The sequence below is a fragment of the Rhodoplanes sp. genome (genome assembly GCF_013377085.1).
In the GTDB taxonomy this organism is placed as follows: Bacteria; Pseudomonadota; Alphaproteobacteria; order Rhizobiales; family Xanthobacteraceae; genus Rhodoplanes.
The window spans coordinates 30,510-54,300 of record NZ_JACAAX010000013.1; the positions used below are offsets into that span (position 1 = coordinate 30,510).

21 protein-coding genes are annotated in these 23,791 nt (G+C 69.7%); 4 read left to right on the forward strand and 17 right to left on the reverse strand.

All coding sequences use genetic code 11. The features are described 5' to 3' along the window. Nucleotides 1–188: 188 nt before the first annotated feature. Together HXX10_RS11495 and HXX10_RS11500 are read left to right on the forward strand one after the other, a co-directional pair. Nucleotides 189–1,301, forward strand: coding sequence for an MBL fold metallo-hydrolase (locus HXX10_RS11495; RefSeq protein ID WP_296522348.1), 1,113 nt, complete (start codon nucleotides 189–191; stop codon nucleotides 1,299–1,301). A gap of 171 nt (nucleotides 1,302–1,472) precedes the next feature. Further along, nucleotides 1,473–1,973, forward strand: coding sequence for an Lrp/AsnC family transcriptional regulator (locus HXX10_RS11500; protein WP_296522448.1), 501 nt, complete (start codon nucleotides 1,473–1,475; stop codon nucleotides 1,971–1,973). 47 nt (nucleotides 1,974–2,020) lie between these two features. On the opposite strand, the gene HXX10_RS11505 is transcribed toward HXX10_RS11500, so the two are convergent. The 10 genes from HXX10_RS11505 to HXX10_RS11550 all read right to left on the reverse strand — a co-directional run bounded on the left by HXX10_RS11505 (nucleotide 2,021) and on the right by HXX10_RS11550 (nucleotide 12,567). Beyond that, a complete protein-coding gene (locus HXX10_RS11505; protein WP_296522349.1) occupies nucleotides 2,021–2,767 on the reverse strand; it encodes an energy transducer TonB in 747 nt (248 codons plus the stop codon). Further along, nucleotides 2,764–3,210, reverse strand: a complete 447-nt coding sequence (locus HXX10_RS11510) for a biopolymer transporter ExbD (RefSeq protein WP_296522350.1) — start codon at nucleotides 3,208–3,210, stop codon at nucleotides 2,764–2,766. The genes HXX10_RS11505 and HXX10_RS11510 overlap by 4 nt, the downstream gene beginning before the upstream one ends. Before the next feature lie 3 nt (nucleotides 3,211–3,213). Then, nucleotides 3,214–3,855, reverse strand: coding sequence for a MotA/TolQ/ExbB proton channel family protein (locus tag HXX10_RS11515; RefSeq protein WP_296522351.1), 642 nt, complete (start codon nucleotides 3,853–3,855; stop codon nucleotides 3,214–3,216). A gap of 276 nt (nucleotides 3,856–4,131) precedes the next feature. After that, complete coding sequence (locus HXX10_RS11520; RefSeq protein ID WP_296522352.1) at nucleotides 4,132–6,393, reverse strand: TonB-dependent receptor; 2,262 nt, start codon at nucleotides 6,391–6,393, stop codon at nucleotides 4,132–4,134. A gap of 195 nt (nucleotides 6,394–6,588) precedes the next feature. Continuing rightward, nucleotides 6,589–7,062 (reverse strand): hypothetical protein, encoded by a 474-nt coding sequence (locus tag HXX10_RS11525; protein ID WP_296522353.1) that lies wholly within the window; start codon nucleotides 7,060–7,062, stop codon nucleotides 6,589–6,591. Nucleotides 7,063–7,430: 368 nt separating this feature from the next. Next, on the reverse strand, nucleotides 7,431–8,456 hold the full coding sequence (locus tag HXX10_RS11530) for a sulfate/molybdate ABC transporter ATP-binding protein (protein ID WP_296522449.1): 1,026 nt from the start codon (nucleotides 8,454–8,456) through the stop codon (nucleotides 7,431–7,433). Between the two features lie 19 nt (nucleotides 8,457–8,475). Further along, on the reverse strand, nucleotides 8,476–9,390 hold the full coding sequence (gene cysW / locus HXX10_RS11535; protein ID WP_296522354.1) for a sulfate ABC transporter permease subunit CysW: 915 nt from the start codon (nucleotides 9,388–9,390) through the stop codon (nucleotides 8,476–8,478). Beyond that, nucleotides 9,383–10,246: a sulfate ABC transporter permease subunit CysT gene (gene cysT, locus HXX10_RS11540; protein ID WP_296522355.1), complete on the reverse strand. Its 864-nt coding sequence runs from the start codon at nucleotides 10,244–10,246 to the stop codon at nucleotides 9,383–9,385. Before cysT ends, cysW begins: the two co-directional genes overlap by 8 nt. After that, entirely contained in the window at nucleotides 10,243–11,307 is a 1,065-nt protein-coding gene (locus HXX10_RS11545) for a sulfate ABC transporter substrate-binding protein (protein ID WP_296522356.1), read from the reverse strand. The genes cysT and HXX10_RS11545 overlap by 4 nt, the downstream gene beginning before the upstream one ends. 372 nt (nucleotides 11,308–11,679) lie before the next feature. Continuing rightward, a complete protein-coding gene (locus HXX10_RS11550) occupies nucleotides 11,680–12,567 on the reverse strand; it encodes an amidohydrolase (protein WP_296522357.1) in 888 nt (295 codons plus the stop codon). A gap of 342 nt (nucleotides 12,568–12,909) precedes the next feature. Here HXX10_RS11550 and HXX10_RS11555 point away from each other — a divergent pair, with 342 nt between their 5' ends. Continuing rightward, nucleotides 12,910–14,733, forward strand: a complete 1,824-nt coding sequence (locus tag HXX10_RS11555) for a tetratricopeptide repeat protein (protein ID WP_296522358.1) — start codon at nucleotides 12,910–12,912, stop codon at nucleotides 14,731–14,733. Between the two features lie 55 nt (nucleotides 14,734–14,788). Here the strand turns inward: HXX10_RS11555 and HXX10_RS11560 are convergent, their stop codons facing one another. The 6 genes from HXX10_RS11560 to HXX10_RS11585 form a co-directional block, all read right to left on the reverse strand. Beyond that, nucleotides 14,789–15,754 carry a tripartite tricarboxylate transporter substrate binding protein gene (locus HXX10_RS11560; protein ID WP_296522359.1) on the reverse strand — a complete coding sequence of 322 codons (966 nt, stop codon included), beginning with the start codon at nucleotides 15,752–15,754 and terminating at the stop codon, nucleotides 14,789–14,791. Nucleotides 15,755–15,941: 187 nt separating this feature from the next. Beyond that, nucleotides 15,942–16,880 (reverse strand): fumarylacetoacetate hydrolase family protein, encoded by a 939-nt coding sequence (locus HXX10_RS11565; protein ID WP_296522360.1) that lies wholly within the window; start codon nucleotides 16,878–16,880, stop codon nucleotides 15,942–15,944. Nucleotides 16,881–17,059: 179 nt separating this feature from the next. Further along, nucleotides 17,060–17,797 (reverse strand): M15 family metallopeptidase, encoded by a 738-nt coding sequence (locus HXX10_RS11570; RefSeq protein ID WP_296522361.1) that lies wholly within the window; start codon nucleotides 17,795–17,797, stop codon nucleotides 17,060–17,062. A 20-nt stretch (nucleotides 17,798–17,817) separates the two neighbouring features. Next, entirely contained in the window at nucleotides 17,818–19,122 is a 1,305-nt protein-coding gene (locus HXX10_RS11575; protein WP_296522450.1) for a caspase family protein, read from the reverse strand. Between the two features lie 150 nt (nucleotides 19,123–19,272). Continuing rightward, nucleotides 19,273–21,498: a molybdopterin cofactor-binding domain-containing protein gene (locus tag HXX10_RS11580; protein ID WP_296522362.1), complete on the reverse strand. Its 2,226-nt coding sequence runs from the start codon at nucleotides 21,496–21,498 to the stop codon at nucleotides 19,273–19,275. Beyond that, nucleotides 21,495–22,004, reverse strand: a complete 510-nt coding sequence (locus HXX10_RS11585; RefSeq protein ID WP_296522364.1) for a (2Fe-2S)-binding protein — start codon at nucleotides 22,002–22,004, stop codon at nucleotides 21,495–21,497. The genes HXX10_RS11580 and HXX10_RS11585 overlap by 4 nt, the downstream gene beginning before the upstream one ends. A gap of 394 nt (nucleotides 22,005–22,398) precedes the next feature. Between HXX10_RS11585 and HXX10_RS11590 the strand changes: the two genes are divergently transcribed. Next, nucleotides 22,399–22,590, forward strand: coding sequence for a hypothetical protein (locus HXX10_RS11590; RefSeq protein WP_296522365.1), 192 nt, complete (start codon nucleotides 22,399–22,401; stop codon nucleotides 22,588–22,590). A 60-nt stretch (nucleotides 22,591–22,650) separates the two neighbouring features. Here HXX10_RS11590 and HXX10_RS11595 read toward each other — a convergent pair whose 3' ends face one another. Beyond that, nucleotides 22,651–23,481 (reverse strand): FCD domain-containing protein, encoded by an 831-nt coding sequence (locus tag HXX10_RS11595; protein WP_296522366.1) that lies wholly within the window; start codon nucleotides 23,479–23,481, stop codon nucleotides 22,651–22,653. Nucleotides 23,482–23,791: the final 310 nt, after the last annotated feature.

Here is a 23,791-nt window from a genome sequence, read left to right on the forward strand (position 1 = left end):
GCCGCCGCATGAGGCCTCGGCCGCTTGCTGCGGAGCAGCAACACCTATCAGCAGGCAGCAGAAGAGAAGATCCGGCTCGTTCTGATTCAGCCTGCCTCTGCTAGCATATCGCCGCGCGTTCGGTACGCGCGACGAAGGAGAATAGCATGCTGTTCGGACGATGCGATTGTGCACCGGGATCGGCGACATTGTCGCGACGCGGTGTGTTGTGCGCGGGCGGCGCGGGCTTCGTGTCGGCCCTGGTCGCCACGCTGGTCGGTCAGGCGCGGACGGCTCGCGCGCAGGCGCTCGCCGGGCCCGTGCCCGAGGTCGATCGGCTGGCGGTCCGCATCGTCACCGACAACATCGTCGTCCAGTTCGTGCCGGGGCAGTCGCTCCCGGGATTGCGGGTGGAGCGGGCGGCCGGCAACCAGTCTCCCGACCGGCCGCCGCGGACTGCGCTCGCCGGCGAGTGGGGGCTCGCAATGCACGCGGAATCACAGCGCGGCAGCGAGGTTCGCCACGTGCTGGTCGACTTCGGCTACACGCCGGAGACGCTGCTCAACAACCTCGACATCCTGAAGATCGACCCGGCGCGCTTCGACGCGCTGGTGCTGAGCCATGGGCACTACGACCATTTCGGCGGCCTCACCGGGTTCCTGGCGGCCAACAAGGGCCGTCTCAAGCGGCGCCTGCCGTTCTTCGTCGGCGGCGAGGATGCGTTCTGCGTCCGGACGAGCTCGATCGGCGGCCAGTTCGGGGCGCTCGACCGGCAGGCGATCACGGATGCGGATCTCGCCTTGATGCTGACCGATGGCCCCGCCGTGGTGGCCGACCATGCCTTCACGACCGGCCGGATCGTGCAACGCACCTTCGAGAAGCCATTGCAGCCCACCCGCGAGAAGGTCGGCGTGACGAACGGCTTCGGCTGTTTCCCCGAGCGGGTGTCGCCCGCCAAGGCGACCGGCGACTACGTGCCCGACGACTTCGACCATGAGATCGCCACCAACTACGTGGTCCGGGACAAGGGGCTGGTGGTGCTGACCTCGTGCAGCCACCGCGGCGTCCTCAATGCCGTCCGGCAGGCCCAGGAGGCCTCGGGCGTCAGCCGGGTGCATGCGGTGATCGGCGGCTTCCATCTGGTTCCGCCGCTGAGCGACGTCTATTTCCGCGACGTCGTGACGGCCTTCAAGGAGCTCGATCCCGACTTCCTGCTGCCGGGGCACTGCTCGGGCGACGCCTTCTACGACATCCTCCGCCGCGAGCTGCCGAGCAAGGTCGTCCGTTCGGCGGTCGGCACACGTTTCGTCTTCGGCGCCTGACCGCGACATGTCTGCCCGGCGGGCCACGCCGGGCCCGCCGGAACCATCGCTCTTGCCTTTTGAAGAGAAATATTTTTTACTCAGGCACGTTAAATGACGTGCTGAAGAAAATCTATTCTGCAAGAGCGAATGTTCATGAAACAAGATGTCACAAAACCGCAGGTCCGCAAGGTGGACGCGGTGGATCGTCGGATCCTCACGGTGCTGCAGCGCGACGCCAGCATCACCCTGGCCGCTCTGGCCAAGCAGGTGCACCTGTCGCAGACGCCGTGCTGGAAGCGCATCCAGCGGCTGGAGGCCGACGGGGTGATCACCGGGCGGGTCGCGCTGGTGTCGCCCGAGAAGATCGGGCTCGGCCTCACGGTGTTCGTCTCGATCGAGACCAGCGACCATTCGAAGGAATGGCTCGACACGTTCGCGGCGTCGATCTCGTCGCTGCCGGAGGTCATGGACGTGTACCGGATGGCCGGCGACGTCGATTACATGCTGCGCGTCGTGGTGGCCGACATGGGCGCCTACGACACCTTCTACAAGAAGCTGATCGAGACGGTGCCGCTCAAGAACGTCACCTCGCGCTTCGCCATGGAGCGGATCAAGTCGAGCACCGCCTATCCGGTGCCCGGCCCGCCGGCCGAGGCCCGCCCGCCGGCGCGCACGCCCGCGTTTGCGTGAGGCGATCACGGCTGTCCGGTCCGGCCGCCGTTCCGGTCTCCGGGCTCCTACTCGGCAAAGCGGAACCTGATCACCACGGCGCCGGAGAAGAGCTCGCCCGGCGGCCGGGGCAGCGCGGCAGCCGTCACCATGTGGATTGCGGCGGCGTCCAGCGCATCGTCTCCCGATGACTGCGTGATCGCGTGACTCACCACCCGCCCGGTCCGGTCGACCCGGAACGACACGGTGACCATTCCCCGGGCGCCGCGCCGGCGCGCCCCGGCCGGATAGTGCTTGCCGCGATTGATCGCCGCCGAGACCAGCGCGGCGTAGCGGGCCTCGGCGGCATGGGAGGAGTCGAGCCTGGCGTCCTCGGCGCCGATGCGCTGCGCCGATGCGGTCGCTGGCGGTGCGGTCGGGGCCGCGGTCCCGGCCGCTGCGACGGCCGGCGTCTCCGGCGTGATCTGCTCGACGAGCGTCGTCTGCTCCGGCTGCGGCGCTTCCGGCTCGCGCGTGGGCTGCAGCGGGAGCTGATCGGGCGGTGTGGGCTCGGCCGCCGAACGCGGGACGTTCGGCTGCTGCTGCGGTGCCGGCGGCGCCTCGCTCGGCTGGGCGGCAATCTGGTCCGGCACCGGCAGCGCCTTCGCGTCGAGCGCGATCTCGCCGCGGGCGACGACGCCGATCTCGAGGCGATCGGGGGCCGCGTCCCCGGGGGCCGGAAGGCGCACCAGGCCGCCGAACGCCACCGCATGCACGGCCGACACGACGACCAGCGCGGCCACGCGGAGCGCAGGCGGCCGCAGCCGCGCCGTCATGGGACGGCTCCCGGCGCCTTGGGGGGCGCGCGGTCGACGATCATCACCACCTTCGGCACACCGGCCTCGGCGAGCAGATCGACCACCGCGATGACGCGGCCATAGGTCGTGTCGCGGTCACCCTGGATGTAGACGGTGCGGTCCGTCGCGTCGCCGAGGCGGGTGCGGGTGACGGCGGCGAGCTGGTCCGACGCCACCTCGTCGCTGTCGACCAGGGTTCGGCCGTCCTTGGTGACCGTGACGACTACGGGCGGCTTGCGCACCACCGGCTGCGCCGCGCCGGCCCGCGGCAGATCGACCGGCAGCCCGGCGACCAGCATGGGCGCCGTCACCATGAAGATGATCAGCAGCACCAGCATGACGTCGACCAGCGGCGTCACGTTGATGTCGGCGTGCGGCCGGTGGGCGCCGAGCTCCGCATCCTCGGTCGACGGAAGCGGCATGAATCACCGGCGCGGCGCGGCGAGCGGCGCCGCCGAGGTGGCCGCCGCTGCGCGCTCTTCGATCAGAGTTGCGAGGGTGCGGCCGCGGCGGGCGAACGCCGTGCCGAGCCAGTTGTAGGCGGCGGAGGCGGGAATCGCCGCGGCGAGGCCGTAGGCGGTCGCGGCCAGCGCCTCGGCGATGCCGGGTGCGACGATCGCGAGGCTCGTCTCCTTGGCCTCGGCGATGCCGGCGAAGCTCGCCATGATGCCCCATACGGTGCCGAACAGGCCGACGAACGGGGCGACCGACGAGACGACGGCGAGATTGGGCAGGCCGCGCTCGGCGTCGGCGAGCAGGGTGCGGGCCGCCCGCGTCATCGTCTCGGCGAGACGCCGCCTCGCCTCCCCGGGCGGCTCGCCGGCAAGCAGCGTCGCGGCGCCGGCCGCAGTCGGCGCGAAGACCGGCGACAGCAGCGTGGGGCCGCCGTCGTCGCCGGCGGTGCGCTCGGCGCGCAGCGCGCCGTCGAGGCGGCGAAGCACGACGATCGACTCGACGACGACGACCCAGCACCACACCGAGGCGGCGAGCAGCACGATCATCACGCCCTTGACGACCGGGCCGGCCTGCACGAACAGGCCCCAGGGCGACAGCGTCACGATATCCATTCTTGCGCGCCTCTGATACGGGACCCGGTTGATCCCTTCGGTGGTCATTCCAGGACGGCGCACCGATCCCGGGTCTACCCGGGATCGGCACCGTATGGTGCCGAAGTCGGCAGCAGCCGACTTCGGAGCGCCGGACCCGGAATCCAGCCACGTCCTCGGCATCCGTTGCTGGATTGCGGGTTCGCACCTCCGGTGCGCCCCGGAATGACGACGAACGGATTTCGTATGCGATGGAGGCCGGCCGCGGGCGGGCGCCCGGGCCGGCCTCCGGGCTGATCAGAACGTGACGGTCAGGCGACTGTTGAAGGAGCGCCCAGGTCCCAACACGCTGTACCCCCAAGCGCCGTCGTAGTTGACCAGGTTGGCGCCGCCGAGCGGGAGCCAGTAGTATTTGTTGAACAGATTGTCGATGCCGGCATCGATCCGGACGTTCTTCCATTGATAGCCGGTGCGGATGTTCACCAGCGCGTAACCCGGTGTGGTGAGCTCGTTGCGCACCTCGCTGACCTCGTTCTTGGTGCCGACGAGCTGCACCTCCACCGAGTTGGTCCAGCCGCCGAGCGTGTGGTCCAGACCGATCCGCCCGTTGATCGGCATCACGTGATAGAGATTGATGCCGTCGGTGCGTTGGCCGCGCACATAGCCGAGCGTCCCACGCAGCACCCCGCGGCCATAGGCCAGGTCGTCCCACACCGCGACCTTGCCGGCGAGATTGACGCCGGCGAGCCATGCGTCGTGATTGGCGAACTGCAAATAGACGAAGTTGTTGGTCGTCGTCTGGTTCATGGCGGAGCAGGTCATCGAGCCGGCTTTCACTGGGCAGCGGTCGACGTCGATGTAATCCTGCACATAGGTGTAGTAGGGCGTGACCTTCACCTCCCAGACCTTGTTGGCCAGATCGTGCCAGCCCAACGTGAAGCTCGCCGTGTGGGCTTTCTCGGGGACCAGATCGACATTGCCGACATAGCCGTTGCCGTCGCCGAACCAGCCGATCATCGACATGGCCATCATGTTGGTCGACCAGGTGTAGCGCTCGTAGAGATTGGGCGAACGCGTCTTGCGGGCGACGCCGACCTCGTAGACGCTCCAATCGTCCGGCGTGTAGCGAAGGAGCGCCGACCCGTCGATGTTGACGTCGGTGCGACCACGATCGAGCTTGTTGAACGCGGTCGCATCGGCCCCGTACATCATCATGTTGTAGCCCTGAACCGGACCGGTGTTCATCGCGACGATGTCGTTGCGCAGTCCGATCACCGTCGTCCAGTCGCGAGACCACCGGCGTTCCCACTCGACGAAGGTCCCGACCCGGGCGCGCCGGCCGTCGTTGATGTTCCAGAACACGTTGGGGGACATCATCATCGAGCCGGGGACCGGATCCCACCAGTCGTCGAGATGATTGTAGTTCAGCTCGTTGCCGACCCGGAGCAGATCCTGCTGCGACACCGGGATGATCGCCTTGACCGAATAGCCGGTGTCCAGCGACCTCGTGTCCATCGGCATGTTGCCGGTCTTGTCGGGCTCGATGAACCCCATGGTGTGGCGGGTCTGGTGGACGAAGGCGGTCGCCTCCAGATTGCCCCAGTCGAACCGGCCCTCGTACTTGCCGTTGGCGAACAGGCCGCGGTTGTAGACCATGTCCATCCACTGGTTCACATAGCCCTGGTAGGGGATGAACTGGCCGCCGATCTGGACCGTGTACTGGCTGTCGAGGGTGCGCTTGGCGATCGTCAGGGCGTGGTTCTGCATCTCGTAGAGCGTCGACTTCACCTTGGTGCCGTCGGCCGCCTTGTAGTCGCTCGCCTTGACCCAGCCGCCCGCATAGGTCACGGCCGTGTCGGCATTGGCGATGGAGGCGTTGGCGTCGGCGCCGTAGCTGTTGTTGATGCTGCGGTAGAAGCCAGACACGGTGGCCGACGTCACCAAGGCAGAGGTGGGCGCGAACTGGGGTGCTGCGGTCTCGACCACGACCTTGCCGGCCGTGTAGTCGCCGCCGACGCTCACCGGCGACACCCCGACATAGGCCTTCAGGTTGGAGATCTGCGCCGGGTTCACGAAGGAGAGCGGCGGATTCATCTCGTTCGGGCAGGCCGGGCCGAGCAGCATGCCGTTGACGGCCACCTGCACCCGGTCGGCGCCCTGGCCGTTGATGGCGGGCAGGCTCGACACCCCGCCGGCCCCCCAGGTTGCGCCGCCCGGGATCAGATCGATGAGCGATGCCGTGTCGCTGGTGCCGAGGGCGCGCGAGAACGCCCCGGCAGCCGAGATGGTGGCGGTGTTGACCGGGACCGACGGGCCGCTCGCCGTCGCGGCGCCGCCGGCCGGGCCGGCAGGTGAGGGAGCAACTGCCGCGGGCACCGGCGTCGCCGGCGCGGCGCGGCGCGACGTGGCGGCGCGGGACCGCTGTGGGCGCGGCTTCGGCTTCTCGGTCTCGACCGTGACGGGTGGCACCACGGTCGCCGTCTGGGCTCGCGCGGGCTGCGGCATCGCCGCGACGGTGGCGAGAGCGAGTGTGGGAGACAAGAGCGCAGTCGTCAGCATGAGCCGCCCGCGGCGGCGGGGGCATGGAACGGAACGCATGGAAGGAGTCCTCGATGGCGTTCGAGACGCGATCACGACGGGGATGTCGTCGGCGCTGAACCGAAGGGATCGGCTCGTGCTCGCGACGACGTCGACGTGCCGGCCTGCCAGTGCTGGCGACGGCGGTCGCCACGACTCCGGGCAGGGATCGGCCGGTCAGGCCGTCGCGGGCGGGGCGCGCGCCGCCGGACGTTCGTGCTCCCGTCGGAATTCGGGTGCAGCCGTCCATTGCGGGACGAGGACGTGGGGATGTGTCAGCCCCGGCAGCCGCAACACGCTCTGCTGCGGCGCGAGCAGGCTGTGCCCCGGAATGCAGAAGATGCACTGCGGGCAGGTCTTGGCAGACGGATCGTCCGGCCCGGACGGGTCCGGTGCGCCGTCCTGGCCCGGATGGCACAGCGATGCGAGGATGATGCGGTCGAGCGGGTCGGCAGGCGTTCCGACCAGGTGGGTCGGGACAATCGCCTGGAACATCAGCGCGCAGGTCGCGAGCCACAGGATTGCGAGGCGCGATGCCGGCATCGTGCGCCGGAGCGTGGCGCGCAGGCGCGTGACGGACGATGCCACGACGGTGCGCAGGGCCGTGAGGTCACGGCTTCCGTACTGCGGCGCTCGTCTGGCCCGTCGCATCGAAACCTTGTTGCAAATCACGACTGGCCAGCATGGACCGACGCATACCGGCGCAGACGATTAATAATAGGTTAATGCCACCTTATCGGGCATCGGTCCGGCGTTGAAGACGTCGGGCAATCAGTAAACCGGGATTGTTCGCGAATTGGTCGAAGCGTTGCAGGACGGCAACAAGACGGCGCGATCGTGCGCCCATCCGCGCTCGCGCCCGCAAGGCAAATACATCTCTAAAAAGGAATGCGTCATGTGCTGCCTTTCGACGGCGGTCTCATGTTTCAGGTCGCGCTCTCTCGGTCGCCCTTTTCCCGGATCGGGCTGCGATCATCGTTCCGTCCAGGACCTGGGCGCCGGGACCGCGGCCGCAGCGACTATGCCGGAAACAGCCGCAGGGTGCGGAACTGCACGTGCAGGAGCTCGCCGCGCGTGACCGAGAGGTCGGGCGGCAGCTCGATTTCGATGGTCGGCAGCCCCTCGGCGATCAGGAGCTCGGCGCGGCGCGCCGGTCCGGCACGGCGCAGGCCGGTGACGCGGGTCGGCAGCCCGTGGCGGGCGTCCGACGGCACGAGGTCGCGCGGCCGCACGAACAGGGCGGCTGCGCCGGACGTGGTCCCCGTGCGGGTCGGCAGCGTATGCGGACCGATCTTCACGGCGCCGGCGACGACCTCGACAGGGAGCCGCACGGCCTCGCCGATGAATCCGGCCACGAAGGCGGTGGCCGGTCGGTCGTAGACGTCGTCCGGCGTGCCGATCTGCTCGATGCGGCCGCGGTCGAGGATGGCGACCCGGTCGGACAGCTCCAGCGCCTCGTCCTGGTCGTGGGTGACGAACAGCGTGGTGTGGCCGGTGCGATCGTGCAGGTCGCGCAGCCAGCGCCGCAGATCGCGCCGGACCTGGGCGTCGAGGGCGCCGAACGGCTCGTCGAGCAGCAGCACCTTGGGATCGACCGCGAGCGCGCGGGCGAGCGCGACGCGCTGGCGCTGGCCGCCGGAGAGCTGCGAGGGGAAGCGCCGCTCCAACCCGCCGAGCTGGACGAGATCGAGAAGCTCCGACACGCGCCGGCGGATGTCGGCGCGGCTCGGCCGCAGATGGCGGGGCCGCACCTTCAGCCCGTAGGCGATGTTGCCGGCGACGTCGAGATGCTTGAACAGCGCGTAGCTCTGGAACACGAAGCCGACCCGGCGCGCCTGCACGGGCACATAGGTCGCGTCCTCGCCGCCGAAATAGACGTGGCCGGCGGTCGGTCGCTCGAGCCCGGCGACGATGCGCAGCAACGTCGTCTTGCCCGAGCCCGACGGTCCGAGCAGCGCCACCAGCTCCCCGGCCTCGACCGACAGGTCGACGCCGGTCAGTGCGGGCGTGCCGCCGAACCTCTTCTCCAGCCCCTCGGCCCGAATGGCGACCGTGTTCACCCGCTCAGTATAGACGGGTCCGGCTGAGGGCGTCACCGTAGCGCCATTCCAGGATGGATTTGGCCAGGAGGGTGACGAGGGCGAGTCCGGCCAGGATCGAGGCGACCGCAAAGGCAGCGACGAAGTTGTACTCATTGTAGAGAATCTCCACGTGGAGCGGCATCGTGTTGGTCAGGCCGCGCACGTGGCCGGACACCACCGAGACGGCTCCGAACTCGCCCATGGCGCGCGCATTGCACAGAAGAACGCCGTAGAGCAGCGCCCATTTCACGTTCGGCAGCGTCACGGTGATGAAGGCTTTGAGGCCCGAGGCGCCGAGCGTGAGGGCGGCCTCCTCCTCGGCGGTGCCTTGCTCCTGCATCAGCGGGATCAGCTCGCGGGCGACGAACGGGAAGGTCACGAAGACGGTGGCGAGCACGATGCCCGGCACCGCGAAGATGATCTGCAGGTCGTGCGCCGCCAGCCATTTGCCGAACAGACCCTGGGCGCCGAACAGCAGCACGAAGACCAGCCCCGAGACCACCGGCGACACCGAGAAGGGCAGGTCGATCAGGGTGATCATCAGGCTCTTGCCGGGGAACTCGAACTTGGCGATCGCCCAGGCGGCGCAGATGCCGAACACCAGGTTGAGCGGCACCGCGATCGCCGCGACCGTCAGGGTGAGCCAGATCGCCGCCTGAGTGTCGGGATCCGCGAAGGACGCCAGATAATGATCGAGGCCGCGGCGGAAGGCCTCGACGAACACGGCGACCAGCGGCAGCAGGATGAACAGCAGGAGAAAGCCGACCGCGAGGGCCACCAGGACGACGCGGGTGGCTGGCGCCTCGTCGATGATCGATCGCGCCGCCGCCCGGCGCCGCAGCCGCGACGCCGCCCCGGAGGGATCCTCCGACAGCGCTTCGGGTGTCGTCTCAGACATGCCCGAACCTCCGCCGGCTCCAGCCCTGCAACAGGTTGATGGCGAGCAGCGACAGGAAGGAGATCAGCAGCATGATCGAGGCGATCGCGGTGGCGCCCGCGTAGTTGAACTCCTCGAGCTGGATGACGATCAGCAGCGGCGCGATCTCGGACCGGAACGGCAGGTTGCCGGCGATGAAGATCACCGAGCCGTACTCGCCGACGGCGCGGCCGAAGGCGAGCGCGAAGCCGGTCAGCACGGCGGGCAGCAGGGTCGGCAGCACGACCCGGACGATCGTCTGCCGCCGGGTCGCGCCGAGCGTGGCGGAGGCTTCCTCGATCTCGCGGTCGAGATCCGCCAGCACCGGCTGCACGGTGCGCACCACGAAGGGCAGGCCGACGAACACCAGGGCGATGAAGATGCCGAGCGGCGTGAAGGCGATTTTTATCCCGAACGGCGCGAACAGGCTGCCGATCCAGCCGTTCGGGGCATAGATGGCGGCGAGCGAGATGCCGGCGACTGCGGTCGGCAGCGCGAAGGGCAGGTCGACCATGGCGTCGAGAAGGCGGCGGCCCGGGAAGGCGTAGCGGGTCAGCACCCAGGCGACCAGAAGTCCGAACACCGCGTTGACGGCGGCGGCCGCGAGCGACAGCCCGAAGCTCGTCTCCAGCGCCGCCAGCACGCGCGGCGTGGTGGCGACGCGCCAGATCCCGCCGATCCCGAGGCCGCTCGCCCGCAGGACGAGGGCGGCGAGCGGAATCAGCACGATCAGCGAGAGATAGACGACCGAGAAGCCGAACGTGATGCCGAATCCAGGCAGCGCGCTCGGCTTTTTGAAGCGCCAGGTCGGAGCGGCCGCGGTCGCGACGAGGCTCATCGCGACGGCGTGCCGGGCTTGTAGATCTGGTCGAAGACGCCGCCGTCGGCGAAGTGCTCGGCCTGCGCCTTGGTCCAGCCGCCGAACACCGCGTCGATGGTGACGAGCTTCACCTTGCCGAAGCGGGCGATGTCCTCGGGCGCGGCGTGCTCGGGCTTCGAGGGCCGGTAGAAATTCGCCGCGATGATGCGCTGGCCGGCGGGAGAGTAGAGGAAGTCCAGATAGGCCTGGGCGACCACGCGGGTGCCGCGCTTGTCGACCACCTGGTCGACCAGCGCGACCGGCGGCTCGGCCAGGATCGACAGCGACGGATAGACGATGTCGAACTTGTCGGCGCCGAACTCCTGCTGGGCCAGGAAGCCCTCGTTCTCCCAGGCGATCAGCACGTCGCCGAGGCCGCGCTGGACGAACGTGGTGGTCGACCCGCGCGCCCCGGTGTCGAGCACCGGCACGTTGCGATAGATCGCCCCGACCAGCTCCTTGGCCTTGGCGACGTCGCCCTTGCTGCGGTCGAGCTCGAAGGCCCAGGCGGCCAGGTAGTTCCAGCGCGCGCCGCCCGAGGTCTTCGGGTTCGGCGTGATCACCGCGATGCCCGGTTTGGCGAGGTCGTCCCAGTCCTTGATGCCCTTCGGGTTGCCCTTGCGGACCAGCAGCACGATGGTCGAGGTGTAGGGCGAGGCGTTGTTGGGGAGGCGCGTCTGCCAATTGTCGGGCAGCTTCTTGGATTCGCGCGCGATGGCGTCGATGTCGCCGGCGAGCGCCAGCGTCACCACGTCGGCGTCGAGTCCGTCGATCACGGCGCGCGCCTGTCGGCCGGAGCCGCCGTGCGAGGCGCGGATCGTAACCCTCTGGCCGGTCTTGGACTGCCATTCCTTGGCAAAAGCGTCGTTGACGGCGCGGTAGAGCTCCCGGGTCGGGTCGTAGGAGACATTGATCAGCGTCACGTCCTGGGCACGGGCGCTGGTCGGCCCGCCGAATAGCGCGGCTGTCGCTGCCGCCGCAACGGTCAGCGCGAGCATGGAGGCGCGCATCCGATGCGGGATGCTCGATGAAATCGTCATCGCGTCACACCTTTCGAACCAGTCAGATCACATGCCGCGATCGGGTGCGGCACCGCATGAAACGATGAAACCCGCAAAAGCGGCGCGGGTGCAACGCCGCGCGGCCCGAAAAGAGCGGGCATTCCGCCCGCGACCCCCGGCGAGAAGCGTTTTCTCCCGACGACCAGCAGGGGAGTGGATCGTTCGTCGGCGCCGCCATCCGAATCGCATGCTGCAGAACCGCGCCGGCCCGGTCAACGGACCGGCTGCCGCGCCCAGCCCCGCTCGCGCGTGTGCGGTGCGGTGGTGCGCCGGCGCGTCAGCGTGGCGGTGCCTCGGTGCGCAGATGCTTCGAAACGCGATTCTCTTGCGTGGAGGAGCTGCTCGTTCCCCTCACAGCCGGTAGAGCCGCATCGCATTGTCGTGCAGGACGGCCCGGCGTTCCGCTTCCGGTCGGTCGGCCAGCGCCGCCCGGACGGCCGCCACGATCGCACCGTAGTCGGTCCACAGCTTCTCGATCGGGAAGTTCGAGCCCCATACGCAGCGCGCGGGGCCGAACAGCTCCAGCGTCTCCGTCACCACCTCGGCGATGTGGGCGGGATCGTTACGGCGGATGAAGGTGCCGAGTGCCGACAGCTTGACGTGAACATTCGGCTCGTCGGCGAGCCGCCGCATTCCGTCGCGCCAGCGTCGGCGGCCGTCGGCCGAGCGGTCCTCCGGCATGCCGGCGTGCTCCAGCACGAAACTGATGCGCGGCAGCGCGCGGGCGAGCGCCGCGCCGTCCGCCATCTGGCCGGCGAACACCTGCAGCTCGAACAGCAGGCCGAACTCTTCCAGCCGGGCTAGATTGCGCCGCAACGCCGGCTCGTTCATCAGGTCCGGCCGATCGGCGAAGCGGTAGAGCTCCTTCTCGTGCCAGTGGAGCTGGTGGCGCAGGCCGCGCAGCCGCGGGCAGCGCGCCTGTGCGGTCATCACGTCGGCGGCGTTATCGGCCATCAGGTCGACGAAGCCGACGATGCCGTGCGGCCAGCCGGTGCGGTCGGCGACCGCCTGCACCCATTCGACCTCCTCGACGGCCCGCTCTCTCGCCCAGTTGGTCTGGACATAGACCGAGCGGACGATGCCGCAGCCCGCGATGTCCTGCAGGTACTCCTCGATCGGATAGTCGCGCTTGATGGCGTCGTAGCTCCCGAAGATGCGCGGCACGCTCTCGCCCTGCAGCCAGGGCTGGTCGGCGCATCGCCAGATGTGGTGATGGGCGTCGACGATCGGCTCGGTCACGGAACTGATCCTTGCGGGGGAGGGGGAAGATCGCGGGACGGAGAGGGGGTACGATGGGAGGTGCTGTTCGCAAGAGGTGCTGTTCATAACAAGCGGCCCGGCCCGCCTGGAGCGGCAGTCCGGCGTGTCAGCTATGCGCGGGCCGCCGCGAAGCGTATCATTGATGGCGTATCGATTGCACGTCCGGTCCGCGGCGGCAGCGCCGCGACCGCGTTGATGTTTTCACGTCCACGGCCTACCGGTTTTTCGTCGGCGATAGGGTCGACAGGCTGGCCGCAGTGGTTGCACGGCGGTATGATGGCGTTGTTTCATTCCGGTTTCTGAAACGGTCGCGAGGCGGCCATGACATTGTTGAAGCGCATCTCTCGTTCTTTCCTCCTCGTCGCCTGTGCTGTCGTCCTGATCGTTGCGCCGAGTCTGCTGGTCGCCGCGCCACAGGGCCGTGATGCGCTGGCCCGCGAGCGGGCGGCCTGTGCCGGCAAGGATCCGGACGCGTCGATCATGGCCTGCACGGGCCTGCTGGAGGGCTCAGCCAAGCTGTCGGCGAAGGAACGGGCGGACATCCTCAACAGTCGCGGCGTCGCCTACGGCGACAAGGGGCGATACGACCAGGCGATTCGCGACCTCGACATGGCCGTCCAGCTCGACCCGGGGAACCCGACGATCTTCGTCAATCGCGGCCTGGCCCACCGCCGCAATGGCGATTTCGACCAGGCGGAACGCAGCTATGTCGAGGCGATCCGGCTCGATCCCAGGCAGCCGGCGGTCCACAACAATCTCGGCTTCGTCTACTCCCAGCGCAGCGAGTTCGACCGGGCGATCCGCGAATACGACGAGGCGATCAGGCTCGATCCCCGCTTCGCGAATGCGTATGCCAACCGCGGCTTCGCGTTGATGGCGAAAGGCGACCTCGATCGCGCCGCGGCCGACTTCGATCAGGCGATCCGGGCCGATCCGAAATACCCCAATCCGCACCGGCTCCGCGGCTTGTTGCTGGTGCAGCGGGGCGAACTCGGGCCGGCGATGCGATCCTACGACGATGCGATCCGGCTCAATCCCAAATACGCCGTCGCCTATCGCAATCGCGGCGAGTTGTTCGCCCGCATCGGCGATCCGGATCGGGCGCTCGCCGATCTCACCGAGGCGATCCGGCTCGATCCGTCCGAAGGCGCTGCCTACACGGCGCGCGGTCTGGTGCTCGAGCAGAGGAACGAGCGCGCGCGCGCGCTCGCCGATTTCCGCAATGCCACGGCTGTTCGCGTGACAGGCGAGACGCGTGCCGGGATGGCGGATTTGCGGACCGCGCAGGAGGTGGCGCGTGAGCATATCGCGGCGCTGACCGGCGGAACGGCCGCGGTGTCCGCGGTGCCGTCACCGGCCATAGCCGCGCCGGCCGCCACGTCTTCGCCTCCGGTTGCCGCAACGGCGAGCGCCATGACGCAGACGGCCGTCGTGAAGCCGTCGGCCTTCGCGCATCGCGTCGCCCTCGTGGTCGGCAACAGCGCATATCGCTTCGCGCCGCCGCTCGGCAATCCGGAGCACGACGCCGGCGACATGGCGACCGCGCTGCGGCGCATCGGCTTCGACGTGGTGGAGGGCCAGAATCTCGACCGCCGCGGCATGGACGACGCGGTCCGCGAGTTCGGCCGCAAGCTCGATCGCGCCGACCTCGCGGTGTTCTTCTATGCCGGCCATGGCCTGCAGGTCGCCGGCAAGAACTATCTGGTGCCGGTCGACGCCAAGCTGGAGCGGCCCGGCGACCTCGCCCTCGATGCGGTCGACGTCTCGCTGGTGCTGGCCCAGATGGAAGCCGACAAGCGGGTCAATCTGGTGTTTCTCGACGCCTGCCGGGACAACCCGCTGTCGCGCAGCCTGGCGCGCTCGCTCGGCACCCGCTCGGCGAGCGTCGGCTCGGGCCTCGCCTCGATCCAGAGCGCGCTCGGAACCTTGATCGCCTACGCCACCCAGCCCGACAATGTGGCGCTCGACGGGGAGGGGCGGAACAGCCCGTTCACGACGGCACTGCTGCGGCATCTGGCGACGCCGGGAACCGACATCGGCACCGTCATGCGGCGTGTGCGCGCCGACGTGGTGACGGCGACGCGCGAGAAGCAGGTCCCGTGGGATCACTCCTCGCTGATCGGCGAGGTCGTGCTGGTGCCGTGAGGGCGCCGGCCTGGGACGGCCGGCGCGTCAGGCCGAACGCTACTGCACCGCGACGCTACTGCACCTTGATGTCGGCGGCCTTGAGGATCGGGCCCCACTTGTCGGCCTCGGCCCGCATATAGGCGTCGAACTCCTTCGCGGTGCTGCCGACCGGAATGGCGCCGATCGAATCGAGGCGTTCCTTGACGGCCGGATCCTTCAGCGCCGCGGCGATGTCCTGCTGCAGCTTCTCGACGATCGGGGCCGGCAGGCCGGCCGGGCCGAGGAAGCCCCACCACACCGCGGCGTCGTAGCCGGGCACGCCCTGCTCGGCGACGGTCGGCACGTCGGGCAGCACCGCGGTGCGGGTCGTCGTGGTGACGGCGAGTGCCCGGATGGTGCCGCCCTGGATCTGGCCGACCAGCTCGGCGAGCGGGTTGATGCTCATCGGGATGTCGCCGGCGATCACGGCCGTCACGGCCGGGGCGCCGCCCTTGTAGGGGATCGACTGGATCTTCACCTTGGCCATGTAGTTCAGCATCTCGCCGGCGAGATGCGCCGAGGTGCCGTTGCCCGACATGCCGTAGGACACCGCGTCCGGCTTCTCGCGGGCGAGCGTCAGCATGTCCTGCAGGGTCTTGGCCGGGTTGTCCTTGCGGACGACGATCCCGAGCGGCGAGTACGCCACCTCGGTGATGGCGGTGAAGTCCTTGAAGGTGTCGTAGGGGAGCTTCGGATAGAAGAACTGGTTGAGTGGGTGGCCGCTCGCCACCAGGATCAGCGTGTAGCCGTCGGGCGCCGAGGTGGCGAGCGCCTGCGACGCGATGATGCCGCCGGCGCCGGGCCGGTTCTCGACCACCGGCTGCTGGCCCCAGGTCTTCGCCAGCGACTGGCCGATCGTGCGGGCCAGCAGGTCGACGGCGCCACCGGCCGCATAGGGCACGAGAATGTGGACGGGCTTCGCCGGGAAGGTCTCGGCCGAAGCTGCCGTTGCCGCCAGGGTGAGGACGGCGGCCAGCGCGACGCGGGCGACACGATGCATCCTGTTCTCCTGTTCAGAACACCACGGCAGCGCCGCGGCCGTGAGGCGGGAAGCGAAGAGGCGAACCAAACGCCGAAAACGCAGCAAACTCAAGCGGGGCTTTTGCGGATCATGACGGCCGATCCGGCATCGGGACCGTATCGGCACAGCGGCGAGCCGGCGTCCACTTCGTCGCGCCGGCGCTTGGTCACGGCCTGATCAGGCGGTTCCGCAACACGCCGATCTTCTCGATCTCGAGCTCGATCACGTCGCCGGACGACAGCGTGCGGCCGAGCTCGTGGGCCGAGCCGGTGCCGACCGTTCCGGACCCGATGATCTCGCCCGCATAGAGAGTCTCGGAGCGCGACACGTAGGCGATGATGTCCCAGAACGTGTAATGCATGTCGCGCGAATGGCCGCCGCCCCAGCGCTCGCCGTTGACCCGCACCTCCATGGCGAGGTCATGCGGATCGCCGAGCTCGTCAGGCGTGACGATCCACGGGCCGAACACGTTGCCGGTGTCGAAGTCCTTGCCCTTGGCCGGGCCGAGCCCGGCGCGCATCTCGTCGAACTGGACGTCGCGGGCGCTGAAGTCGTTGTAGATGGTGAAGCCGAACACGTGCGCGGGTGCATTCTCGGCGCTGACGTCCTTGCCGGTCCGGCCGATCACGCAGGCGAGCTCGAGCTCGTAGTCCATCCACTCGGAAAAGGCCGGCCAGATCACGTCGGCCTCGTGCCCGACCACGTTGAAGCGGTTGCACTTGTAGTAGACGGGGTGCTCGTACCAGACCTCGGGGACCTTCTGGGGACGACCGGTGCGCAGCGCGACCTGGTTGCGGCTGTTGCGCACGTGCTCCTCGAACGCCATGCCGTCGCGAAGCTGGCGCGGGATCGGGATCGGCGCCAGCAGCTTGACGCCGTCGAGATCGTCGACCGCCTCGCTCGGCCATTCGCGCACGAGGTCGTCGACCCGTGCCAGGCCGGGCCCGGCGGCGTCGATCAGGGACAGCATGTCGACGAAGGTCGGATCGGGACGTTTGTGGATCGCCTCGGCCGCGGCGGCGAGGTCCAGGACGGCCCGCTGCTCGACGTCGACGACACCGAGGCGGGGGCGCTTCCGGTAGCCGATGAAGGTGGCGAGTTTCATGAACGGGTCCGCGGAGAGGCCGATCGTCGGGGGTGACGACAGCGGCGGCAGCGCACGCTAGCACGCCCGCAGGACACACCGAAAGCCGACGCAGCCCCGGCCGGCGCGCCGCATGGTGTTGTCGTTAAAGGGCATGATGAACCGTGTGAACGGCGGGCGCCGGCCCGCCTCTTCGCCGGCTACTCCACCGGAACGTCGAAGGGCTCAGTGGGGGCTCCGGGGCCGCGGAATTCGAAATGCCACCATTCGCGGTCGTAGTTGCTGAAGCCTTCGGCCGCGAGGGCGCGGACCAGCCGGTCGCGGTTGGCGCGCGCGTCCACCGAAATCCCCCGATCCGCGGTCGCGCTCGTGGCGGAGAAGCAGTCGAAGGCGGTGCCGAGGTCGAGGCTCGACTCCCGTGCCCGGCCGTCGAACGGTCCGTCGCATGCGCCGGCCCGCTGTGGCGTCGGCAGGTCCGGCTCGCCGGCGCGAACGAGGCCGACATCGACCGCGATTCCAAGGGAGTGCTTTGATCGCGACGCGATGTAGCCGAGCGCGAACAGACGTGACTTCTCGAGTGCGGGGTAGAACACCGGCTTCATCTCGTCGCGTCCCGGCGCCTTCGACCAGGCCGCGAAGGCGCGCACTGCCCGTGCCGGACGGTAGCAATCGTAGACCTTCAGGCGGAGGCCGTCGGCCGCGAGCCGGGCCTGTGCGCGCGCCAGCGCCTCGGCGGCCGGCCGCCACAGGATGCACTCCGGGGCGCGATAGCCGGGAACGCGCGCGCCCGTGAAGTTGAACGGTCCGGCATAACGCATGTCCTGGAGAATCTCCGGCGCGACATCGCGCAGCCGGACCAGCGCCGCCGGCAGCGCGGCGTCGTACGGCCGGGCGGTCGCGGTCTGCGCGACGAGCACGATACCGAGAGCGGCGATCATGGCACGCCACATGTGGCTCATCACTCACCTGCTCTGGCGTATGCGCCGGTGTCGACATTGACCATGCAGCAGGCCGACGCCCACCCGGTCCGCCCCCTCCATTCCACCTCGCACCAGGGCGTGCGGCCGCCGTCGTCGGGCAGGCGGCAGCGCCCGACCGCGACGTCGGCGGCGCCGGCCGGGATCGACCCGATCAAGGCGAATCTGACGCCCGGGCCGGCCCGCATGTTGAGAACGCCTTGTGAGACGTCCGCGAGCACCCGGAAGGTCGGGCGCGGGCGTTCGGTGACCTCGGCGATATAGCGGCCCGACACCCAGCCGGCCGATCCGCGCCACTGGACCTCGCACCAGGGCGTCGTGCTGCCGTCCTCGGCGCGGCGGCAGCGCCCGACCGCGAGATCGGCGGTGCCGGCCGGGATCGCGACCACCACCGGATTGCCGGCCCCGGGACCCGTACGCATGTTGAGGATGCCCTCCGAGACGCTTTCGAGAACACGGAACATCCGTCGGGGCACGGGGATCTGGACGGGCTGCGGTTGCGGCGGCGGTACGATGTCTGCGGGTCTCGGCGTCGGCGGGAGGTCGGGTCGCGCGGCGGTCCCGGTCCCGGTGCCGGCGCCGGCGCCGGCGAAGTAGAAGCTCCCGCGCAGGGGCGAGGACGCCAGCCAAGGCTGCTGGGTGTTGCCGGTCGCCTGCATCACGGCCAGCCCCACCTCGTTGAAGGTCTGGAAAACGTCGAGCCCGGGCCGGCTGATCGTCTGGGCGAGCGACCGGGTGTAGGGACTGTTGCCGTCACGGCCGTCGAGGGCGACGTTGCCGGGCTGCGTCGCGTAGGAGATGAGCGTGCCTTCCGGCGCGCGCATCTGCGCCAGCCCGGTGCCGGTCGAGCGCAGCCCGCGTCCGCCGAACGGGTTGTTGCGGCAGGCATCGAGGATGACGAAATTCAAGCGCGTCCCGGCACTCTCCATCTGGCGCAGCACCAGACCGGCGTCGAGCATCTGGAAATCGACGTCGGCCTCCTTGGTCGGATTGGCGCCGACCGGGACCAGATAGTTCGCACCGCGGACCTGCATGCCGTGGCCCGCGTAGTAGAAGAGCGCGACGTCGGCCCCCTGCGCCAGCTCGCCGAAGGCCTGCACCAGCGCGTCGAGCCGAGCCTTGTCGACATCGAGCTGGGGGCCGTCGTCCACCAGCGAGAAGCCGAGGCTGCGGAGCGTGGTCGCCATCAGCCGGGCGTCGTTCGCCGGGTTGTCGAGGGCCGGGATGTGGCGGTAGGCCGAGTTGCCGACCACGAGCGCGACCCGGGTTTCCGACCGGGCCGGCATACAATGGCCGGCCACGACGAGAAGCACGATCGAACCAAGGATCAGCGGCAGCCGTCCACGACGACCCATGGCGTCGCTCCTCGTTGCCCCGGGCGACGAGATTAACCCCCTCCGCCGCGGTGGCAACCGCGGTCGTGATCGAGCCTGTCGTTACGCGAGCAGCGCCGCCATGATCCGCTCGCGGCTGAGCGGCAGGTTGCGGATGCGGGTGCCGAGCGCGCGCGCCACCGCATTGCCGATCGCCGCCGCGGTCGGTCCCATCGAGGCCTCGCCGACCCCGAGCGGCGGGTCGCGCGGGTCGCCGATCAGCCGCAGCGAAATCTCCGGGATCTTCGTGAAGCGCAGGATCGGGTAGTCCTCCCAGGTCGCGGTGGCGACCCGCCCGTCGGCGAAGCGCAGCTCCTCGCAGAGCGTCCAGCTCGCCGCCTGGACGATGCCGCCCTCGAGCTGGTTCAGGGCGCCGTCCGGCGTGATGGTCAGGCCGCAGTCGGCGGCGCCCCACACCCGCAGGAGCCGCACCTCCTCGTCGACCTCGACCTCGGCCGCAACCGCCATGTAGGCGGCGCGGTTCTTGTAGCGGGCGAAGCCGATGCCGAGCCCGCGGCCTTCGCCGGGCGGGGCCGTGCCGGGCCAGCCGCACATCTCGGCCGCCGCCTCGATCACGGCGCGCCCGCGTGGGTCGGACAAGAGCGACAGCCGGTAGGCGACTGCATCCTCGCCAGCCGTGTCGGCGAGCTCGTCCATGAAGGACTCGATCGCGAAGATGTTGGCGAAGGCGCCGAGCCCGCGCAGCGACGAGGTCCGCAGCGGCACGGGATCGACGGTGCGGTGGATCATGCGGTGGAACGGCAGGTCGTAGAGCGCCTGGGCGTTGCGGCTCGCCCCGCCGCCGACCGCATCGGGGCGATCGTTGCGCTCGGCCGGCTGCGGCGGCGGGTTCGGCAGGGCCTCGCGGCTGCGGAAGCCGTGATGGCCGTGAACGCCGGGACGATTGCTGTGCACCGGGCTCGACAGATCGATGGTCCAGTCGACCGGCCGCCGGTCGGCGCCGAGCACGGCGCGCATCTTGACCAGCATGGCGGGGCCGAGCGGCGCCGCCAGGAACTCGTCCTCGCGGGTGAACAGCACCCGCACGGTGCGGCCGGGCGTCCGGGTGGCCAGGAAGGCCGCGTCGAAGGCCGCGTCGTCGGCGGTGTTGTGGCCGTAGCAGCCGGCTGCCTGCCGGTGCAGCACCGTCACGCCGGCGGCGTCGAGCCCGAGGCAGCGGGCGAGCTGGTCGCGCAGCGCGTAGGGGTTCTGGGTGTGCGACCACACCGTGAGCTGGCCATCGGCTGGAGCGGGATGACGTTTCCTAGAATCGTCATCCCGCTCCAGCCCATTGTTTTGAGCATGATCTTTTCCGAAAACCGGTCCCCACTTTTCGGGATCATGCTCCAAGCAGGCGAGGGCGCAGGACGGGCCGATCGAGCCATAGGTCTGGAACGGGCGCCAATAGGTCGCCTCGACGACGGTGCCGCCGCTGGTCTGCGGCGGCGTGCCGGTGTCGACGACGCGGGTCCGCGCCGGCTGCGCCTCGAGCCAAGCCGGATCGTTGGCGTCCGGCGGGATCGGCGTGCCGCCGTCCCAGGCGGCCTTCTCGCGCATCGCCTGGGCGGCCCGAAAGGCGACGAACTCCTGCTCGGCCGTGACGGCGACGAAGTCACCCTCGCGCAAAATGTCGATGGCGCCGCCGGCGGCGCGGCGCACCGCCGCCTCGTCGAGCGCGACCAAGCGGGCGTCACGCCACGGCCGGTGCAGCACGCGGGCGTGCAGCACGCCGGGCGGCAGCATGTCGTGGATGAAGCCGCGGCCTTCGATCTTGGCCGGCAGGTCGATGCGGGGCAGGCTTTGGCCGACCACGCGGTACTGCGTCGCCGGCCGGGTCGGCGCGTTGCCGGTGGCAGGTCGGGCGAGGTCGACCTCGCGGGCGAGCGACCAGTAGTCGTGGTCGGTCTCGCGGCCGTCGCGCTGGAAACGTCCGTCCGCGATGCTCAGCGCCTCGGCCGGCACGCCGAGCCGCTCGGCCCCGCGGGCGAGGAACAGCGCCCGCACCTCGGCACAGGCGAGCCGGATCGCCGCCCCCGACATGGCGACCGACGTGCTGCCGGCCGTCACGCCCTCGTTCGGCCCCGCCGAAGTCTCGCCCGAGACGGTGCGGATGCGCCCCGGTGCGACCTCGAGCTCCTCGGCCGCGATCTGCACCAGCGCCGTCAGGATGCCCTGGCCGATCTCCACCTTGCCGGTCGAGACCCGCACCCGGCCCCCCTGTTCGAAGCCGACCCAGTCCGACAGCAGCGGGTTGTCGACCAGGCTCTGCGGCAGGGCGTTCGGGATCATGCCGGGGTCCCCGCGCCCGCCATGGCGGCGCCGGCACGCTGCACGGCGCGCACCACCCTGTTGTGGACGCCGCAGCGGCACAGATGGCGGTCGAGCGCCGCGAGGATCTCCTGCCGGCTCGGCCGCGGGTTTCTCGACAGCAGGGCCGCCCCGGAAATCATGAGTCCCGACAGGCAATAGCCGCATTGGCCGGCCTGCTCGTCGAGCAGGGCCTGCTGCAGCGGGTGCAGGCCGCCGCCTGGCCCCGCGAGACCGCCCAGCCCCTCGATGGTGACGACCTCCCGCCCCGCCAGCGTCGCGACCTCGCGGGCGCAGGAGAACTCGGGCTCGCCGTCGATCAGCACCATGCAGGCGCCGCATTGCTCGAGCCCGCAGCCGAACCGGCTGCCGACCAGGCCGAGTTCCTCGCGCAACACGGACAGCAAGGGACGGGTCGGGTCGGTGACGAGGCGCACGCGCGCGCCGTTCACGGTCAGGACGACTTCGGTGTCGGCCGATGAGGGCATGGGGTTCGATCGCGAGGGGAGGGGGACGGATAAACGTCGATTATAAGGACCCGGCGCGCGGCGGCAAATACGATGATGGACACGAGGCCCGCAAGGCTTTCGGTCCGCACGATCTTCTGCTACCGAGGAAGACACGCTTCCGTTCGGACGGAAGCTGATCGTTTCGCGTAGTCGATCGAAGATCCTGCGGACTTCGACGAAGAGCACGGCGGAGTTCCGTTCGATGCGAGCACGTTTGGCCGGGGCACTGGCGCTGGTGTTGACGTTGGGGGGGTGCGGGTTCTTCGACATGCCCACCCAAAAGGGTGACAGGGGCGACCCCGGACCGCCCGGTCCGGCGGGGCCGGCCGGCCCTCCGGGCCCTCCGGGACAGCCCGGCCGCGGCGGCGGCGGCTTGCGATTCGCCGAGTTCACCTGCCAGCAGAATGCGTGCTCGGCCGCCTGCGAGGCCAACGAGCGCTTGGTCAATGCCTTTGCGGTCAACCCGGCCGGAACCTTCACGATCGAGGACGACCGCAGCGTCGTCTACACGCCGCCGCGCCGCGGCCCGTCCGGCAAGCTGGTTTTGGTCTGCGTCGCGCCGTGAGACGGCGCCCGACGCCGCACCACGGGTTCCCACATTCCGACCATCAGGTGCGCGTGACGATCAGGCGCGCGACCGCGGCCTGACGGCGGCCGTCCGTGCCGGGGCGGTCGGGCGCGACACACGTTTCCCGGCCGCAGGCACCGCGACCGCCGCTCCGCCCAGCATGGCCTCGCCGATGTCCTGACGAAGCTGCGCGATCATCCGATCGGCGTCGGTGCGCGTCTGCGAATCGTGCGACAGCAGGATCCGGGTCGTCTCCACCAGGTGGTCCTGGGTCAGCGCGATGGCGGCGGCGACGTCGCGGCCCAGCACGGCATCCATGATGGCCTTGTGCTCGGCGTCGATGTCCCGGCTGCTCGGCTTGTAGATGACGGCGAGGCGGAAGTAGCGGTCGGTCATCTCGTAGAGTGCCGCGCGGAACTCGAGCAGATAGCGCGAGCCGGCGGCCGCCACCAGGGCGGCGTGGAACTGGCCGTGCCGCTTCACCCAGCCGTCGTCGAGATAATTGGCGCGGTTGGTCGCCTCGCCGGTGCCGACGCCGAGGCGATGCGCGGCGGCGACGATCTCGGCCTCCCAGTCGCGGTCGCCGCGCGCGATGGCGGCGCGCAGCGCCTGCGCCTCGATCCACACCCGCGTCTTGACCAGATCGATCAGGTCGTCGGTCGACATCGGCGCGACCCGGAAGCCGCGCTGTCCCTCGGCGACGACCAGACCCGTCGCGCTCAGCCGCGACAGCGCCTCGCGCAAGGGGGCGAGGCCGGTCCCATAGGCCTCTCGCAGCGCGTCGAGCAGCAGCTTCTCGCCCGGCTTGAACCGGCATTTGAGAATGTCGGCGCGCAGCTTCCGGAATACGGCCTCGGCCAGGGTCTTCGCGGCGACGTCGATCTGCATGCCGGTGTCCATCGCTCAGCGAAAATCGATATTCCTACGAAAGTCAATTTATTGATTGACTTTCGATCTTCTCGGTTTCACCGTTTGGTGCCGTCCGACATGCGCCGCGGCCCCGCGGGCGCGGGACGGTGCCGCGCAGTCTACCTGAAAATCGCCGCCGTGACTCCCCGGCCGCGCAGCGGTCGGCCCTGCGCTCCACCGGAATGTCGTGACGTCGTTCGGCGCGACAGCATCAGACCCGGCGTGTCCCGCGCCGCCCCGACTTGGCGCGGGAACCACGCTCCCCGGGGTCGAGAGCCGCGGGGGCGTC